Origin of the sequence: Brenneria izadpanahii, from assembly GCF_017569925.1 — a bacterium.
Classification (GTDB): domain Bacteria; phylum Pseudomonadota; class Gammaproteobacteria; order Enterobacterales; family Enterobacteriaceae; genus Brenneria; species Brenneria izadpanahii.
This window is the reverse complement of record NZ_CP050854.1, coordinates 2,513,363-2,528,197: the sequence shown is the minus strand read 5'-3', so window position 1 is coordinate 2,528,197 and position 14,835 is coordinate 2,513,363. Positions and strand designations below refer to the sequence as shown.

Annotated in this window: 16 protein-coding genes and 3 pseudogenes; 13 read left to right on the top strand and 6 right to left on the bottom strand. The window is 51.2% G+C overall.

The window, feature by feature from the left end; all coding sequences use genetic code 11:
• Positions 1-172 precede the first annotated feature (172 nt).
• Positions 173-616, top strand: a pseudogene (locus tag HC231_RS24375) (VENN motif pre-toxin domain-containing protein); the annotation flags it as partial.
• A 299-nt stretch (positions 617-915) separates the two neighbouring features.
• The gene (locus HC231_RS11450) at positions 916-1,242 is read left to right on the top strand and encodes a hypothetical protein (protein ID WP_009112641.1); all 327 of its coding nucleotides are present in this window, start codon (positions 916-918) and stop codon (positions 1,240-1,242) included.
• A 51-nt stretch (positions 1,243-1,293) separates the two neighbouring features.
• Here the strand turns inward: HC231_RS11450 and HC231_RS11445 are convergent, their stop codons facing one another.
• Entirely contained in the window at positions 1,294-1,524 is a 231-nt protein-coding gene (locus tag HC231_RS11445; RefSeq protein WP_208231082.1) for a SymE family type I addiction module toxin, read from the bottom strand.
• Between the two features lie 57 nt (positions 1,525-1,581).
• The gene (locus HC231_RS11440) at positions 1,582-1,905 is read right to left on the bottom strand and encodes a helix-turn-helix domain-containing protein (RefSeq protein ID WP_343073020.1); all 324 of its coding nucleotides are present in this window, start codon (positions 1,903-1,905) and stop codon (positions 1,582-1,584) included.
• Here HC231_RS11440 and HC231_RS11435 point away from each other — a divergent pair.
• Positions 1,901-2,179, top strand: a pseudogene (locus tag HC231_RS11435) (tyrosine-type recombinase/integrase); the annotation flags it as partial. The gene HC231_RS11440 and the pseudogene HC231_RS11435 sit on opposite strands and share 5 nt — an antisense overlap.
• A gap of 304 nt (positions 2,180-2,483) precedes the next feature.
• Positions 2,484-2,867 (top strand): hypothetical protein, encoded by a 384-nt coding sequence (locus tag HC231_RS11430; protein WP_208231080.1) that lies wholly within the window; start codon positions 2,484-2,486, stop codon positions 2,865-2,867.
• A 53-nt stretch (positions 2,868-2,920) separates the two neighbouring features.
• On the opposite strand, the gene HC231_RS11425 is transcribed toward HC231_RS11430, so the two are convergent.
• Together HC231_RS11425 and HC231_RS11420 are read right to left on the bottom strand one after the other, a co-directional pair.
• The gene (locus tag HC231_RS11425; protein WP_208231079.1) at positions 2,921-3,133 is read right to left on the bottom strand and encodes a SymE family type I addiction module toxin; all 213 of its coding nucleotides are present in this window, start codon (positions 3,131-3,133) and stop codon (positions 2,921-2,923) included.
• An 87-nt stretch (positions 3,134-3,220) separates the two neighbouring features.
• A complete protein-coding gene (locus HC231_RS11420) occupies positions 3,221-3,607 on the bottom strand; it encodes a helix-turn-helix domain-containing protein (protein WP_208231078.1) in 387 nt (128 codons plus the stop codon).
• Positions 3,608-3,626: 19 nt separating this feature from the next.
• Here HC231_RS11420 and HC231_RS11415 point away from each other — a divergent pair, with 19 nt between their 5' ends.
• The 3 genes from HC231_RS11415 to HC231_RS11405 all read left to right on the top strand — a co-directional run bounded on the left by HC231_RS11415 (position 3,627) and on the right by HC231_RS11405 (position 6,714).
• Positions 3,627-3,986 (top strand): hypothetical protein, encoded by a 360-nt coding sequence (locus HC231_RS11415; RefSeq protein WP_246494770.1) that lies wholly within the window; start codon positions 3,627-3,629, stop codon positions 3,984-3,986.
• Positions 3,987-4,625: 639 nt separating this feature from the next.
• Complete coding sequence (menC, locus tag HC231_RS11410) at positions 4,626-5,738, top strand: o-succinylbenzoate synthase (protein WP_208231077.1); 1,113 nt, start codon at positions 4,626-4,628, stop codon at positions 5,736-5,738.
• A 154-nt stretch (positions 5,739-5,892) separates the two neighbouring features.
• Positions 5,893-6,714: a MetQ/NlpA family ABC transporter substrate-binding protein gene (locus HC231_RS11405; RefSeq protein ID WP_208231076.1), complete on the top strand. Its 822-nt coding sequence runs from the start codon at positions 5,893-5,895 to the stop codon at positions 6,712-6,714.
• 44 nt (positions 6,715-6,758) lie between these two features.
• Here the strand turns inward: HC231_RS11405 and HC231_RS11400 are convergent, their stop codons facing one another.
• Positions 6,759-8,138, bottom strand: coding sequence for a M20 family metallopeptidase (locus HC231_RS11400; protein WP_208231075.1), 1,380 nt, complete (start codon positions 8,136-8,138; stop codon positions 6,759-6,761).
• 140 nt (positions 8,139-8,278) lie between these two features.
• On the opposite strand from HC231_RS11400, the gene HC231_RS11395 reads away from it, so the two are divergent.
• Entirely contained in the window at positions 8,279-9,211 is a 933-nt protein-coding gene (locus tag HC231_RS11395; RefSeq protein ID WP_208231074.1) for a LysR family transcriptional regulator, read from the top strand.
• A 90-nt stretch (positions 9,212-9,301) separates the two neighbouring features.
• Here the strand turns inward: HC231_RS11395 and HC231_RS11390 are convergent, their stop codons facing one another.
• Positions 9,302-9,478, bottom strand: coding sequence for a hypothetical protein (locus tag HC231_RS11390; RefSeq protein ID WP_208231073.1), 177 nt, complete (start codon positions 9,476-9,478; stop codon positions 9,302-9,304).
• 352 nt (positions 9,479-9,830) lie between these two features.
• Here HC231_RS11390 and nifH point away from each other — a divergent pair, with 352 nt between their 5' ends.
• The 5 genes and pseudogenes from nifH to HC231_RS11365 all read left to right on the top strand — a co-directional run bounded on the left by nifH (position 9,831) and on the right by HC231_RS11365 (position 14,825).
• A complete protein-coding gene (gene nifH / locus HC231_RS11385; RefSeq protein ID WP_208231072.1) occupies positions 9,831-10,715 on the top strand; it encodes a nitrogenase iron protein in 885 nt (294 codons plus the stop codon).
• An 11-nt stretch (positions 10,716-10,726) separates the two neighbouring features.
• Positions 10,727-12,174 (top strand): annotated as a pseudogene (nifD, locus tag HC231_RS11380) (nitrogenase molybdenum-iron protein alpha chain).
• 59 nt (positions 12,175-12,233) lie between these two features.
• Positions 12,234-13,799 (top strand): nitrogenase molybdenum-iron protein subunit beta, encoded by a 1,566-nt coding sequence (nifK, locus tag HC231_RS11375; RefSeq protein ID WP_208231071.1) that lies wholly within the window; start codon positions 12,234-12,236, stop codon positions 13,797-13,799.
• 93 nt (positions 13,800-13,892) lie between these two features.
• A complete protein-coding gene (gene nifT, locus HC231_RS11370; RefSeq protein ID WP_208231070.1) occupies positions 13,893-14,108 on the top strand; it encodes a putative nitrogen fixation protein NifT in 216 nt (71 codons plus the stop codon).
• Positions 14,109-14,159: 51 nt separating this feature from the next.
• Positions 14,160-14,825 carry a NifB/NifX family molybdenum-iron cluster-binding protein gene (locus HC231_RS11365; RefSeq protein WP_208231304.1) on the top strand — a complete coding sequence of 222 codons (666 nt, stop codon included), beginning with the start codon at positions 14,160-14,162 and terminating at the stop codon, positions 14,823-14,825.
• The last annotated feature ends 10 nt before the right edge of the window (positions 14,826-14,835 follow it).

Genomic DNA, 14,835 nt, shown 5'->3' with positions numbered 1-14,835 from the left:
TAAGTGGCTGACATTGAGTAATTCAGATTTTTCTTTGGAAATAATGCTGTGGGCAATGAAACTCTCTTTTATTTTAGGTTTGTGGGGAGCATTTTGCCTATGGTTGTTGTACTTTCTTCGCTATAGGAATTATCGAGATCGGTAACGGCGTTATTTGTTGTGTCTGGTATTACGTATTGTTGTGGAGAATAACTATCTGAGCAGTAAACAGATAGATGCCTGGTCGGCTGAAATGAAATCCTGCCAGGCAAATGGCGATGACTGTAGCGGTATAATCAAGAAATACGAGGAACTGAGTACCGCTCAGCAACAACAGCTTATCAGCGACTGTGCAACCAGTCCGACAACTTGCCAGCAGAAATATGGTGATGTGCTAGCTGATAGTCTGGCGGTGAAGCAGGCGATAGACCGTGCTCTGGGTGAAGATATCCCTATCAAGATGGTCTACGATCTGACAGCAACCTACGCGCAGCAAATGCAGGTGGAAGGTGTTGTCGCCACAAATAAAGTCTCTGAAGCGCTCCAGAAAGAATATGGTCTGGATGAGGTTCAGGCGGGTATTGTAGCGAGTGCGGCAGCGGCGGCATTTGGGGGAATTAATAAGTACCAGCCCAATAAAGGTGCTGTGGGAAATATGGGGGAATTTTTCAAACAACCTGGCTTTGGTAGCCAAATGAAAGATAATGCTCAGAAAACTAGTCAGATCTTTCAGGGACAAAGTGTTTATCAGGCGAAGAAACCTGTTGGAGATTATATCGCGAAAGGCGATAAGTACTATCTTGATGGACTACATAAAGATCACATTGAGGTTTTTGATAGTAAAGGAAAAGTTAAAGCCGTCCTGAATATTGATGGTTCTTACAACAGTTCAAAAACACAAGCTGCAATTAAAGAAGGACGGAGGTTGCCTAAATAATGAATAATTTATTCCTTAGCAATATGAAGGATGACTTTATTGTTATTTTGGAGGAGAAATCCTCTTCTCCGATAGATAAAGATCGTCTATCCATTGATTACGAAACAGATCTTGATGAGCTGATGGAAAAGTATTTAGGACTGTTACGTGAACAGGCAAGGCTGCTTTCGCAAGCTAAAAATAAAGGAAACGAGCTTGCAGTGTTGTCAGCTTTGTTAAAACTGAGAACTCATGCTATGAGTTTATCCAGTTTTTTTGATGCCATCGTTGAAGATACAGAAATTATCATCCGATTAGACTCATGGTCTGAACTTCCTGAAAAATAAACATTAATCCCAAATCCCGGTCCCTTAAAACAGGCCGAGATTTTTTATCTGTCATTCAGCCACAATGCGGATCAGCAGTTGCCCGTGCTCAACGGTGATGACTACCGAGGTATCAGTCCCAAATCCCGCGGCTTCCAGCCAGTGCCCGGTAAGGTGCAGGCTGCGGCTGTAATAGCGCGTCATATCGTTGCGGTCTGCGTGGCGACGGCTGACATAGCCGACCTTCAGGTGTCGTAATGCTTGGGGTGTGGCGGGTTCTGACTTATGATGCTGCCTAGCCATATCAACTACTCCTAACTAGTTGTTGTGGTGAGCGGTTGGGACAGGTTGCCGCCTGTCCTAACCGCGTTCAGTAATCTGTTTAGCCTGGTACTTCAGTATCATTCCATCCAGTAACGCCTTGATAATACGGCGCTCTTCTTCTGGCATTCCGCTGACCGCCTCAAACTGCAATGCCAAATCATCAGACGGGCCACGCTCGTGGTCATCAAACACCAACCCATCCAGCGAGACATGCAGCACCTTAGCCAGCCTGATCAGGGCGTCTAAGGTCGGGTGCGCCGACCCCGCCTCATAGCGGCGTATCTGGTTGACATGAATGGACGCACTGTCGGCCAGCGCCTGTTGAGTCAGGTCTGCGGCCTTGCCTGAGTGTAAGGCAATGGATGGCGTGGAGGGACAGACGAGCAACGGTATCACGATGGCCGTGGTGCCGTACCTGAGAGCCTCGGGCATCGAAAAAGGCAGTTGTCATCTGTTCCGCCATGCGATGGCGACGCAAATGCTGGAGAACGGCGCGGATCTGCGCTGGATACAGGCGATGCTAGGCCACCGCAGCGTGGAGAGTACGCAAATCTATACGCAGGTGAGCATCCGGGCATTACAGACGGTACACGCCTCACCCCATCCGGCAGAGCAGGATAGGGAAGAAGAAACTGTGCTGCCGGCCGACCTGACGGTGGAAGAGGGGCCGGACGGCCCCCAACGGTACACGGTAATGCCACAGAGCATATGGCAGATATGCGGCATCGAAAGCAGTCACGCATACACCTGTGGCTGTAAGGCTTGCCAGTCAGGAAGAACTGAGAAGTTTCCAATCTGCTGTAAATACAGCAACGAAAAATAATATGCCGTATGGTGAAAGAATTACTGTTGATGGTTGGCAATTAGAAATTAAACCTCCTCGTGCAGATGGTGAATTACCAACCGCCACTCATGCCCGTTATGTGGGAACGAATTAAATGGATATAGAAATTAATGATCCTGTAAATATCACTTTGGACGTTATTGAACTTGATGAACATATTCCATCAATGAAGCTTGACGTTACGATCCATGTAAGAAAATTTGGCTATAGTGCAGATGTTAACTCTCAGATATGGATAGAATGTCAATGTTTTGATGCATTTATCGATAGTATAAGGGTTGGTGATGTAGCTGTTCTTAAGGATATAAATGGTTTTTTTGAATTGCTGTTAAATCCTGAGCGCGGCTGGCTTGAATGGTTATGTGAAAAAGAAGATTTGGATGGCTATATCACATCAGCAAAGGGACGAGAAAGGTTAACTGACGAATCGAAACAGGCATTATACGAGGCGTTTAATGATTACCCTAAATGGTGGTGACCAATAAATCCCCCCGCCCTTGTTGGCGGGGTTTTTCTTTATACGTCAGTTGGTTAACTTTTATCAGCCAACCGGATGATCAACTGTCCGGGCCCGGTGATCACTTCGATCTGCTGTCCGGTGGTAAAGCCCAGCGGCTCCAGCCATCGTCCCTTGAGGGTCAGTTGCGGCAGCGGGTTGGGCCTGCCGCCGTTGGGGCGATAGCCAACAATGCTCTTGTGGGCTTGGGGTGTGGCGGGTTCTGACTTATGATGTGCATCAGCCATAGTAACTACCTCTGTTAGTTGCTTGTGGTGAGCGTCGGCAGTGAGATGCGAACTCATTGCCGGCGCGTTAAAAATCCTGTCTTTTTATTAACCGTCCGTTCCTGCCAGTTGCGCCTGAGTAATCACGGCGTCGAGCATCTCTGATACTAGCTTCTGCCTGCTGCGGGGTAACTGGCTGATAACCTGAATCTGCTGTTCCAGCCGTGATGCCGGGCCGCGCTTGCGTGGTGCGTTCTCCGCGTCCTCTCCCAGCAAACCTTCCAGTGAAACCGACAATATCCGTGCCACAGCGGGCAGTACGGATATCTGTATGTGTCTTCTGCCCGCTTCCCATGACTGCACGGCCTGCTGGGAGACATTCAGCGCCTGCGCCAGTTGCACCTGGGTCAGTCCGGCGTCCTTGCGCAAGGCGGTGATCCGTTTGCCCAACGCGGTCATAAATACCTGTTCTTCGCTGCTGATAGAGGCGGCCATCGTCGTTTTTACCGAAGGGATGGATCTCAACACGGCGATAGGTACTGCGGTTAATACAGGCGTTCAGCTTAGCGGAAATGACGAGTTCAGTTATGTTGATGCGATTTTGGCCGGGGTGACAACGGCGGCCACGACAGGGAAAGGATGGAAGGCATCTGCGGCGATAAATATGAGCGATGCTGCGGTTGGCTGTGGTATTAAAGGTGAAAATCCGACTAACTCTGTGATTGGAACTGGATTAGGTTCCGTGCTTGGTAGCGGTACCGGCAAAGTTATATCTGGGACTTTAGGATCTTCTGTAAAAGAGGGTAGGTTAGTAGTATTTTTTAGAGCTGACATTCTGTTTTTTATTGGGGAAAAGATATTTTTTATTCTTTAATAAGTAGGAGCTTCTGCTGGTACGTTAGCTGGGGTCGGCATCTGGATAAAAGCCAAACTACAAGAGCGCAAGGCTAGAAAAGAGTCGGCCAAATAAATCTAAATAAGCTGCGGGCTGGATGGCGATATCCAAAAAGCAATAGGTACCCCGAATGGCTCTGTAAGCATCAAATGACTGATGGAGATAGCGCAAAAACTCTCCCGCGTCTTTGCCTGGGAATATGAGAATTATCAGCCTTGAATGACAGATCCCGCCCTTGTTAACGAGATTTTACTTTTGTTGGCATGTAAAAAATAAAACAATAAAATCAATCAATTAAAATTATCCGGTGATTTTATCCAACAATAACGGTCACTGATAGGTTTCTAAAAAAAGCAAAGTTAATTTGCTTTTTTTATCATTGACGCAAAGCTTGTTTCTATCTAATTTAAACGCCGTATACCTTTTATTATTAATTGATTTATAAACATATTTTTATATTTCATGTGTATAGGAATATAAGGAAATGAAATTCTCCTGACAGAAAAGCCAACGCACATGTACTTGAAGTATAAAGGGTATTGACGGTGTTTTCAGCACGATTATCTGTGTAATGAATGGGCATTGTCGCCGCATTCAGATTACACGCAGGACTATGTCATGAAAATCGATAAAATTGTTTTACGAAAAATGAAAATGACGTTGAAAACGCCATTTACCACCAGCTTCGCCACACAAACGGAAAAATATTTTTCCATTGCCGAAGTTCATGCCGAAGGCCATATCGGGTACGGCGACTGTTCCGCCATCTCTTTGCCGTTTTATAATGAAGAAACCAATATCACCGCCTGGCATATCATGCGCGATTTTCTTATCCCGATGATTAAACAAGCCGGCGATATTCAGCATCCTTCGCAAGTAAGGGATATTTTTTCGGCGGTTAAACGAAATAATTGCGCCAAAGCGGCGATTGAAGGTGGAATATGGGATGCCTACGCCAAGATAAAAGGCATTCCGTTGCATCAGGCTATTGGCGGCAAGAGAAATAAAATTGAAGCTGGCGTCAGTATTGGTATTCAGAAATCGCCTGATGAATTGGTCCGCGTGGTGGATGAATTTTTACGTGACGGCTACAAGCGAATAAAAATAAAAATAAAACCCGGCCATGATTACGATTATATTCTGGCGCTGCGTCAAGCATTTGGCGATATTACGCTAATGGCTGATGCCAATTCAGCCTATACGCTGGATGATATCGACTTATTTAAACGTCTCGATAAATTCAATCTTATTATGATTGAGCAGCCGCTGGCGCATGACGATATCGTCGATCACCGTAAGCTTCAGGCGGCCATCGCCACCCCGATCTGCCTGGATGAAAGTATTGCGTCTGTCGAAGATGCGCGCAAAGCGATTGAGCTGGGCAGCGCGAAGATTATCAATATCAAAGTCGCCCGGGTCGGCGGCATTACTGAAACTATACTGATTCACGATTATTGTCAGGATCATAATATTCCCGTGTGGTGTGGCGGCATGTTGGATACCGCCGTGGGGAAAGCGCACAATATTGCGGTATCTACCTTACCCAATTTTGTCTACGCTCACGATATTCCTCCCTCTTCCCGCTATTGGCATGAGGACTTTATGCTGCCGCTGGTGGAAATAGATAAAGACAGTTGTGTGGCCGTGCCGGATAAGCCGGGTATTGGATTCGATATTAATCCCCGGTTATATGAAAAATATTGTTACGGGCAGGAGTCCTTTTTATTTTAAGCAAAGCGGATAATTCCAATACCAGAGAAAACTCGCATTAAGCGGATTGAGGCGGGGGGGCTTTTTCGTATCGGCTATATTGGCCGTACGCGCTTACCGCCGCAAGCCGTAATAACCTATAACGCTACTCAGACAGGATAGACAGGAACGCATAATGATATTAAGAAAAGTTATTCCATTATTACTCGCGCTGGGAATATCTCAGACTCTGGCGGCTGAACAAACAAAAGAAATCACCATCGGCGTATCGCCGGGGCCTTATGGCGATATGGTCACCAAAGCGATTAAACCCGAGCTGGTCAAGAAGGGATATGAGGTCAAAGTGCGTGAGTTTAGCGACTATATTCAGCCTAATCTGGCGCTGGCGAATAAAAGCATTGAGGCTAATCTGTTTCAAAATCGCCGTTATCTGGACAGATTCAGCGCGGACAAAGGATTAAAATTATCCGAGGTGATTACCGTGCCGACGGCCAGCATGGGGTTTTATTCCAACAAGGTGCATTCGCTGAATGAACTGAAAGCAGGGGATGTGGTTACATTGCCGAATGACCCGTCCAACCTGGCTCGTTCGCTGGATTTTCTGCAAAAATACGGTCTAATCAAGATTAACCCGGATATTACGCCGACCAAGGCCTCACTGCGGGATATCACAGAAAACCCTAAAGGGCTGGTATTCAAACCATTGGAAGCGGCGCAGTTGCCACGCGCGTTAGGTGGCGTCACCGGGTCGTTGATCAATGCCAACTTTGCCATTTCCGCCGGATTGAATCTGTCTGATGCCATTCAGTTGGATGTGTTGCCCGAAGATTTGAAAAATATGATTGTGGTGCGTGCGGAAGATGCCGATAAACCTTTTGCCCATGACCTGAAAGCCGCTGTGCAATCACCGCAGTTTGCCGCGTTTTTTGATGACGAGGCATCCATGTTCCACGCATTTCAGAAACCTGAATGGATGAAAGCCGCGCAGGCAAAATAAACCGATACGCATAGGCGAGGCCAATCACCTCGCCGCTATCCGTCTCAGTTAGTCCGTTCTCCCAGTTCCCACAACAGCCCGGTCATGATGGCCAATCCTTCTCGCGCCACCGATTTCAATAAATGTTCATTAACCCCATGTTGTCCGCAAGCCGGATAAGAGTGGGGAATCCATAAGGTTGGCAGACCGAGAATATCGGCAAAGACATCGTTGGGAAGCGATCCGCCCAGATTGGGCAATAGCGCCGGCTGTTTGCCGGTAATATTCCTCATTAGCTCCAGCGTCCGGTTTACCAGCGGATCTTCAGGATCGAAGCGGGTGGCCGGCGACGCGCTTAGCATTTCAATTTTCACGTTATCGAAACCATGTTTATCCAGATGCTGGCGCAGATGTGCGTCCAACCGTTGCCAGTCGGTACCTACCACGAAACGCAGCTGGCATAGAGCCGTTGCGCAGGCCGGGATCGCATTGACGGTTTTGTCGGGATCGCCGGCAATAAAAGAGAGCACTTCCAGCGTATTCCAACCAAATAAACGCTCGGCGGGCGTGAGTCCCTCTGCTCCCCACTGGAGATCAATGTCAGGGTCGCCCGCGTTGCCTCCGGGGGCAACCTGGCTGAGAATTCGCTGCAATGATGGCGTCAATGGCGGCGGTAACAGCGTTTCGATGCGCATTCGTCCTTTGCCATCCACCAGGCTGGCGATGGCGTTCGCCAGTTGCGTGCCGGGATTACTGAGCAAACCGCCCCAGTTTCCCGAGTGATACGCTTTTTTACGCGCATGAATGCTCAGTCTGAAATTGATGCAACCGCGGGAGCCGAGAAACAAGGTCGGCCTTTCGGCATTAAGACGCGGGCCGTCGGAGGCAATGAAAATGTCCGCGGCAAGTTGCTGCTTATAACGCCGGCAAATGTCGGCCAATCCCGGCGACCCAATCTCTTCACCCATTTCAAACAACAGCTTACAGTTAAATCCCAGCTTATTGCCCCGCGCCAGGTAAATCTGTTCCAGCGCCATCAGGTTAATGGTGTGTTGGCCTTTATTGTCGGCGCTGCCGCGGCCATACCAACGGTCATCCTCTTCAACCAAAACCCACGGGTGCAAATCTTCACGCCAGTTTTGTTCATCGCCAAACACGACGTCGCCATGACCATATGACAACAGCGTAGGCAAATCGGGGTGCTCAATACGTTCGGCGATCAAAAAGGGAACATGCGGATAAAGCGGATGTTCAACCAAAGTGATGGTAAACCCCATGGCCTGGAGCGATGGGCGGATTTCCTCTTCCAGATAGGCGCGTAGTATGCTGCGGCCATCCTGATTCTGACTTTCGCTGGCATAGGCGATACGGCGTGCCAGAATATGTTTCACATCGCCGCGATCGAAGCGGTCATACGCTTGCTGAATAACATCTGCGCGGGTCATAGTTTTCCTTAACGGATAAAAGCTGAAGTGGCGGATAGTTAAAGGAAAAACAACCTTTACAACAATAATGAAATTTGCAAGCGAGCTTTGCTTTTAATATAAACCTTATACTTTATCCTTGCGTAGGACGAGCCATCATCATGCTACACAGTTCCGAGATTCGTTATTTTCTGGTTGTGGCGACCACCGGTTCTCTCAGCGCCGCCAGCGAGCATCTTTTTGTGGCGGTTTCGGCCATCAGCCGTCAAATTCAGCGATTGGAAGAGCGGGTTGGCGTGCCGCTGTTTGAGCGCCATGCCCGCGGTATGGTGCTCAATGATGCCGGACGAATTCTGGAAAATCATGTGCGTAAAAGCATGATGGATATGGATTTGGCGATGGCGGAAATTCAGGGGCTAAAAGCCAGCCGCCATACGCTGCTGAGGATTGGCTGCACCGAAGGCATCGCGTTTGATTTGCTGCCGACGCTATTTTCCCGCTTTCGGCAACACAACGCCGATACCACGTTTTATCTTAACGTGGGGTCGGCAATGCAGGTATCCCAGATGATCCGCAACGGCGAGGTGGATATCGCCCTGCAATTCGCGCTGGCGCCGGAGCAGGGCGTTAACGTGGAAATATCACTGCCCGCGCCGCTGATGTTGCTGATGTCAGATCAGCATCCGTTGGCTGAACAGTCGGTTCAACTTTCTGATTTACATGAATTTCCGCTAGCATTGCCGGAGCCTTCCACCACGCTGCGCCAGTTGTTCGATCTCTCGTGCCGCATGAGCGGCATCTTTTTGGAACCCTCGCTATGCTGCAATAACTTCGCCACGCTCTATTACTATGCGCTGAATACGCCGCGGGCGGTGACCGCCTGTAGCTTCTACTCAGTGATGTATAAATATTTACAGGATCCTATCCGTCTTAAGTTGTTAACGATTAAACAGCTCGACCAGCGGTCGTTACAGATACAGACCATGGCCGGGAAACCGCATTCGGAACCGCTGCAGACCTTTCTGGATTTTATGATCAGCGAATTGCAACAAGGCCAGGCCCATCATGACGCGGCGCGGCAAAAAACCTCATAGCTGAAAAGCGCGCGCCAGTATAGCGTTAGCGGAAGATATCACACGCCTTCGCTATATATAGGGGATCGCAGGCCAATGCGCCGTTCAGCACTAAAGTTCAAATCCCGGCGCCACCACTTTTGCCGGTTTGTTGCACACCTCCGGTTTGGGCGTTCCGGCAGGAATATTGTCGCAATCAGGCGCGAAGGGATTAAGCGCATCGCGATTGAGGTAGAGGATAAGCAGCGCCAGGGTAATCAGAGGGATCAGGATTCGTTTTCTTTTCATGAGTACGCTCCGCACCGGAATGCAACAGGTACGCGGAAGAACGTGTTGCACAATTGCTGTAAATGTTAATCACCAGCGCAAATCCTACCGTTTCGTTTCGCTTTTGTCTTTAATTCTCTCACCTCTGAGCCGATAGAAACAGAGCGATCCCCCTGCGGGAGCCGGGGAACGCGCTTCTGTCACTTTTGTCTCTTTTACAACAATTAGTCACGTTATTGTATCTAATCCCTCGCGGCGCTTTACGGTTAAATTAATAATTCTCCTTATTTATCAAGCTACTACCATATTTCCTGATAGTGGTATGTACCCTGCAGTATAAACAGGGACATTCACTGTGAAAGAGGAATACACCATGGCAATACGTCAGTGTGCGATTTATGGCAAAGGCGGGATCGGCAAGTCCACCACCACGCAGAACCTGGTGGCGGCGCTCGCGGAGCTGGGTAAAAAAGTGATGATTATCGGCTGCGATCCCAAAGCAGACTCGACGCGCTTGATTCTGCACGCCAAAGCGCAGAACACCATCATGGAGATGGCGGCCGAGGTGGGCTCCGTGGAGGATCTGGAGCTGGAAGATGTGTTGCAGGTCGGCTACGGCGGCGTGCGCTGCGCGGAATCCGGCGGTCCGGAACCGGGGGTAGGCTGCGCCGGACGCGGAGTGATCACCGCCATCAACTTCCTTGAAGAAGAGGGCGCCTATGAAGACGATCTGGATTTTGTGTTCTATGACGTGCTGGGCGACGTAGTCTGCGGCGGATTCGCCATGCCGATCCGTGAGAACAAGGCGCAGGAAATTTACATCGTCTGCTCCGGCGAAATGATGGCGATGTACGCCGCCAACAACATATCCAAAGGGATTGTGAAATACGCCAAGTCAGGGAAGGTGCGGCTGGGCGGGTTGATTTGCAACTCCCGGCAGACTGACCGCGAAGATGAACTGATCATCGCACTAGCCGAAAAATTGGGCACCCAGATGATCCATTTTGTTCCGCGCGACAACATTGTGCAGCGGGCGGAAATCCGCCGCATGACGGTGATTGAATACGATCCCACCTGCAAACAGGCGGACGAATACCGCACGCTGGCCAGCAAGATCGTTAGCAACACCAAAATGGTCGTGCCGACGCCGGTCACTATGGATGAGTTGGAGGCGCTGCTGATGGAATTCGGCATCCTCAATGAAGAAGACGAATCCATTGTCGGTAAAACCGCGGCAGAAGAAGCGCAGTCCGCCTGAGGAACATCCCTATGACAGACACCATTATCCAAAAGAATCAGGCGTTGATTCAGGAAGTGCTTGAAGTCTTTCCCGACAGAACGCGGAAAGAGCGCGCCAAACATATCATGACCGTGGAGCCGGGAATGGAGTCCGTTGGGAAATGCATTATTTCCAACCGCAAGTCTCAACCGGGCGTGATGACGGTTCGCGGCTGCGCCTATGCCGGTTCAAAAGGGGTGGTTTTCGGGCCAATCAAAGATATGGCGCACATCTCTCACGGACCGATTGGCTGCGGTCAATATTCCCGCGCGGGGCGGCGTAATTATTACACCGGCATGAGCGGCATCGACAGCTTCGGTACGGTGAATTTCACCTCGGATTTTCAGGAGAAAGACATCGTGTTCGGCGGCGATAAAAAGCTGCGTAAGCTAATTGACGAACTGGAACTGCTATTTCCGCTGACCAAAGGCATCAGCATCCAGTCGGAATGCCCGGTCGGGCTGATCGGCGATGATATCGAAGCGGTGGCGCGCGCCGCCAAAGAAGAGATCGGCAAACCGGTGATCCCGGTGCGCTGCGAGGGATTTCGCGGGGTATCCCAGTCGCTGGGGCACCATATCGCCAATGACGTGATCCGCGACTGGGTTCTGCCCGCCCGTGACGAGCAGCCTTTTGCCGACACGCCGTATGACGTCGCCATTATCGGCGATTACAACATCGGCGGCGATGCCTGGTCTTCCCGAATTTTACTCGAAGAGATGGGGCTGCGCGTGGTCGCCCAGTGGTCCGGCGACGGCACGTTGGTGGAAATGGAAAAAACGCCCAAGGTGAAGCTCAATCTGGTGCACTGCTACCGTTCGATGAACTACATCTCACGTCATATGGAAGAGAAATACGGTATTCCCTGGATGGAGTACAACTTTTTTGGTCCCACGCAAATTGCGGCCTCGTTGCGCAAAATCGCCAGCCAGTTCGACAGCGTCATTCAGGCCAATGCGGAAGCGGTAATCGCCCGCTATCAGGCGCAGACGGAGGCGGTGATCGCCAAATACCGTCCGCGGCTGGAAGGGAAAAAAGTGCTGCTGTATGTGGGGGGTTGCGTCCTCGTCACGTGATCGGCGCGTATGAAGATTTGGGCATGGAGATTATGGCCGCCGGTTATGAGTTCGCCCACAACGACGACTATGACCGCACGTTGCCCGACCTGAAGAGCGGTACGCTGCTGTTTGACGACCTCAGCACCTATGAACTGGAAGAATTCGTTAAGCGGCTGAAGCCGGATCTGGTGGGATCGGGCATCAAAGAAAAATACGTATTTCAGAAGCTGGGGATGCCGTTCCGGCAGATGCACTCCTGGGATTACTCCGGTCCTTATCACGGCTATGACGGTTTTGCGATTTTCGCCCGCGATATGGACATGACGCTGAACAACCCTTGTTGGCAGCAGTTAACGGCGCCCTGGCTGAAATCCGCCTGAGGCCTGACGATACCTTTATCCCGTTAGTTCACCGATTTGTGGCGCGGGAGGAGAAGACGATGAGCCAGAACACCGAGAAAGTAAAACCCTGTTATCCGCTGTTTGAACAGCCGGAATATCAGGCGTTATTCGCCAGCAAAAGCGAGCTGGAAGAGGCGCACAGCAAAGAGCGCGTGCAAGAGGTTTTTGCCTGGACGACCACCCCGGAATATGAAGCGCTGAATTTTCAGCGTGAGGCGCTGACCGTCGATCCGGCGAAGGCCTGCCAGCCGCTGGGCGCCGTGCTCTGTGCGCTGGGATTTGAAAAAACCTTGCCTTACGTGCACGGTTCTCAGGGGTGCGTGGCCTATTTTCGCACCTATTTCAACCGCCACTTTAAAGAACCGGTGGCCTGCGTTTCCGACTCGATGACGGAAGACGCCGCCGTGTTCGGCGGCAATAACAACCTGAATCAGGGGCTACAGAACGCCAGCGCACTGTATAAACCGGAAGTGATCGCGGTTTCAACCACCTGCATGGCGGAAGTCATCGGCGATGACTTACAGGCTTTTATCAGCAACGCCAAAAAAGACGGCTTTGTGGCAGAAACCATTGAGGTGCCTTATGCGCATACTCCCAGCTTTATCGGCAGCCACGTGACCGGCTGGGACAATATGTTCGAAGGGTTCGCCCGCACCTTTACCCAGGGCGTTGAAGGGTATCAGGCCGGTAGCAACGGCAAAATCAATCTGGTCGCCGGCTTTGAAACCTATCTCGGCAATTACCGGGTACTCAAACGCATGATGGCGCAGATGGATGTGCCGTGTTCGCTGCTGTCCGATCCTTCCGAGGTGCTTGATACCCCGGCCGACGGCCACTATCGCCTTTACTCAGGCGGCACCACGCAGGCCGAAATGCGCGATGCGCCCAACGCCATCGATACGCTGCTATTGCAACCCTGGCAGTTGGTCAAAACCAAAAAGACGGTAAAAGAAGAGTGGGAGCAGCCCTGCACCGAGGTCGCCATCCCGATGGGGCTAGCCGGGACGGATGAGTTTTTGATGACCATCAGTCAACTGACGGGCAAACCCATTCCAGAGGCGCTAACCCTTGAGCGCGGCCGCCTGGTCGATATGATGCTCGACTCGCATACCTGGCTGCACGGCAAACGCTTCGGCATCTATGGCGATCCCGATTTTCTGCTGGGGCTGACCCGCTTTCTGATGGAGTTGGGCTGCGAGCCGGCGGTGATCCTCTGTCACAACGGTTCCAAACGCTGGCAGAAGGCGATGAATAAACTGCTGGAGTCATCGCCGTACGGCAAAGACAGCGAGGTGTTTATCAACTGCGATCTGTGGCATTTCCGCTCGCTGATGTTCACCCGCCGGCCAGATTTCATGATCGGCAACTCATACGGCAAGTTTATTCAGCGCGACACCAGAGCTAAAGGCGAGCAGTTTGAAGTTCCGCTGATTCGCATCGGCTTTCCGATTTTCGATCGCCACCATTTACACCGGGCCACCACCTGGGGTTATGAGGGGGCAATGACGATGCTGACCACGCTGGTGAACGCCATTCTGGAAAAACTCGACGATGACACGATGGCGCTGGGTAAAACCGATTACGGCTATGACCTGGTTCGCTAATTCCGTTAGCGCCGCCCCGGCAAGGGGCGACCGGGCCGAAGGCATTAGCCGGACTAAAGTACAGCGCGTTTTTTTCGTTCATCAGGAGGACGTATGGCCAGCATCATTCTTCGTCAGCGCGCTGACGGCATGCACTGTTACATCGCCAAAAAAGATCTGGAAGCCAAAGTCACGTTCCTGGAGTTCGATCGGCCCGACCGTTGGGGCGGCCGCATCGAGCTGGAAGGGGGGCAGGAGTGGTTTATTACGCCGTTGAGCGAAAAACCGGCCTTGCCCGTTACCTTACGTGCCAAAAAATGTGAAAACTAACGATCGATCATGGCCGACATGGTCGCATAAACACCGGAGATGCTCATGAGCCTGACCCGTGACGATTTACTTTTCTGGCGGCTATTCGCTTTGGCGCAGTTGCTGCCGGAAATCGCGCCCGCGACGTTGATCAACTGGCTGGAAACCGCCTGCGACGAGGCGTTGACGCTAGAACGCCTGTCCGCACTGTCGCTGGATGAGTTATCCCGCCATGTGCCCGTGGATAATAGCGTACTCACCGTTTCCCGCTGGCAGCAAATCATGGATTGCCTGCACGGCAACCTGCCTCCGCATTTAACCGCACAGCCCGAGCGCAAACAGGGGCAACAGCTACAGGTCGCGTTCGCCTCCAGCAACGGTCTGACGATTAACGGCCACTTTGGTCAATGCCGTCTGTTCTTTATTTACGCCTGGGATCGGCAGGGGCCGTTCCTCAGCGGATTACGGCGCTATCAGCCGCAGGAGGGGGAGGAGGGGAATGAAGGGCGGTTGCGCCTGCTGACCGACTGTCACCTGCTGTTTTGCGAATCGATTGGCGGGCCGGCCGCGGCGAAAGTGATCCGTCATAACATCCACCCAATCAAGGTTCCCCCGGCAACCGCTATCGACGAACAACTCCAGGCGCTGCATGGCATGATTACCGAGCATATGCCGCCCTGGCTGGCGAAACGGCTGGGAAAAGACAATCCGCTGCAACAGCGGCAATTCGGTTTTTAACCTGATGGCG

Bases quoted from the DNA above. Each gene is read 5' to 3' on its own strand.
- HC231_RS11390 (WP_208231073.1), bottom strand. From the start codon at position 9,478: ATGAAAAGAAAACGAATCCTGATCCCTCTGATTACCCTGGCGCTGCTT.
- HC231_RS11395 (WP_208231074.1), top strand. From the start codon at position 8,279: ATGCTACACAGTTCCGAGATTCGTTATTTTCTGGTTGTGGCGACCACC.
- nifK (WP_208231071.1), top strand. From the start codon at position 12,234: ATGAGCCAGAACACCGAGAAAGTAAAACCCTGTTATCCGCTGTTTGAA.
- HC231_RS11450 (WP_009112641.1), top strand. From the start codon at position 916: ATGAATAATTTATTCCTTAGCAATATGAAGGATGACTTTATTGTTATT.
- HC231_RS11415 (WP_246494770.1), top strand. From the start codon at position 3,627: ATGGATCTCAACACGGCGATAGGTACTGCGGTTAATACAGGCGTTCAG.
- nifH (WP_208231072.1), top strand. From the start codon at position 9,831: ATGGCAATACGTCAGTGTGCGATTTATGGCAAAGGCGGGATCGGCAAG.
- HC231_RS11425 (WP_208231079.1), bottom strand. From the start codon at position 3,133: ATGGCTGATGCACATCATAAGTCAGAACCCGCCACACCCCAAGCCCAC.
- HC231_RS11400 (WP_208231075.1), bottom strand. From the start codon at position 8,138: ATGACCCGCGCAGATGTTATTCAGCAAGCGTATGACCGCTTCGATCGC.
- HC231_RS11445 (WP_208231082.1), bottom strand. From the start codon at position 1,524: ATGGCTAGGCAGCATCATAAGTCAGAACCCGCCACACCCCAAGCATTA.
- nifT (WP_208231070.1), top strand. From the start codon at position 13,893: ATGGCCAGCATCATTCTTCGTCAGCGCGCTGACGGCATGCACTGTTAC.
- HC231_RS11430 (WP_208231080.1), top strand. From the start codon at position 2,484: ATGGATATAGAAATTAATGATCCTGTAAATATCACTTTGGACGTTATT.
- menC (WP_208231077.1), top strand. From the start codon at position 4,626: ATGAAAATCGATAAAATTGTTTTACGAAAAATGAAAATGACGTTGAAA.
- HC231_RS11405 (WP_208231076.1), top strand. From the start codon at position 5,893: ATGATATTAAGAAAAGTTATTCCATTATTACTCGCGCTGGGAATATCT.
- HC231_RS11420 (WP_208231078.1), bottom strand. From the start codon at position 3,607: ATGGCCGCCTCTATCAGCAGCGAAGAACAGGTATTTATGACCGCGTTG.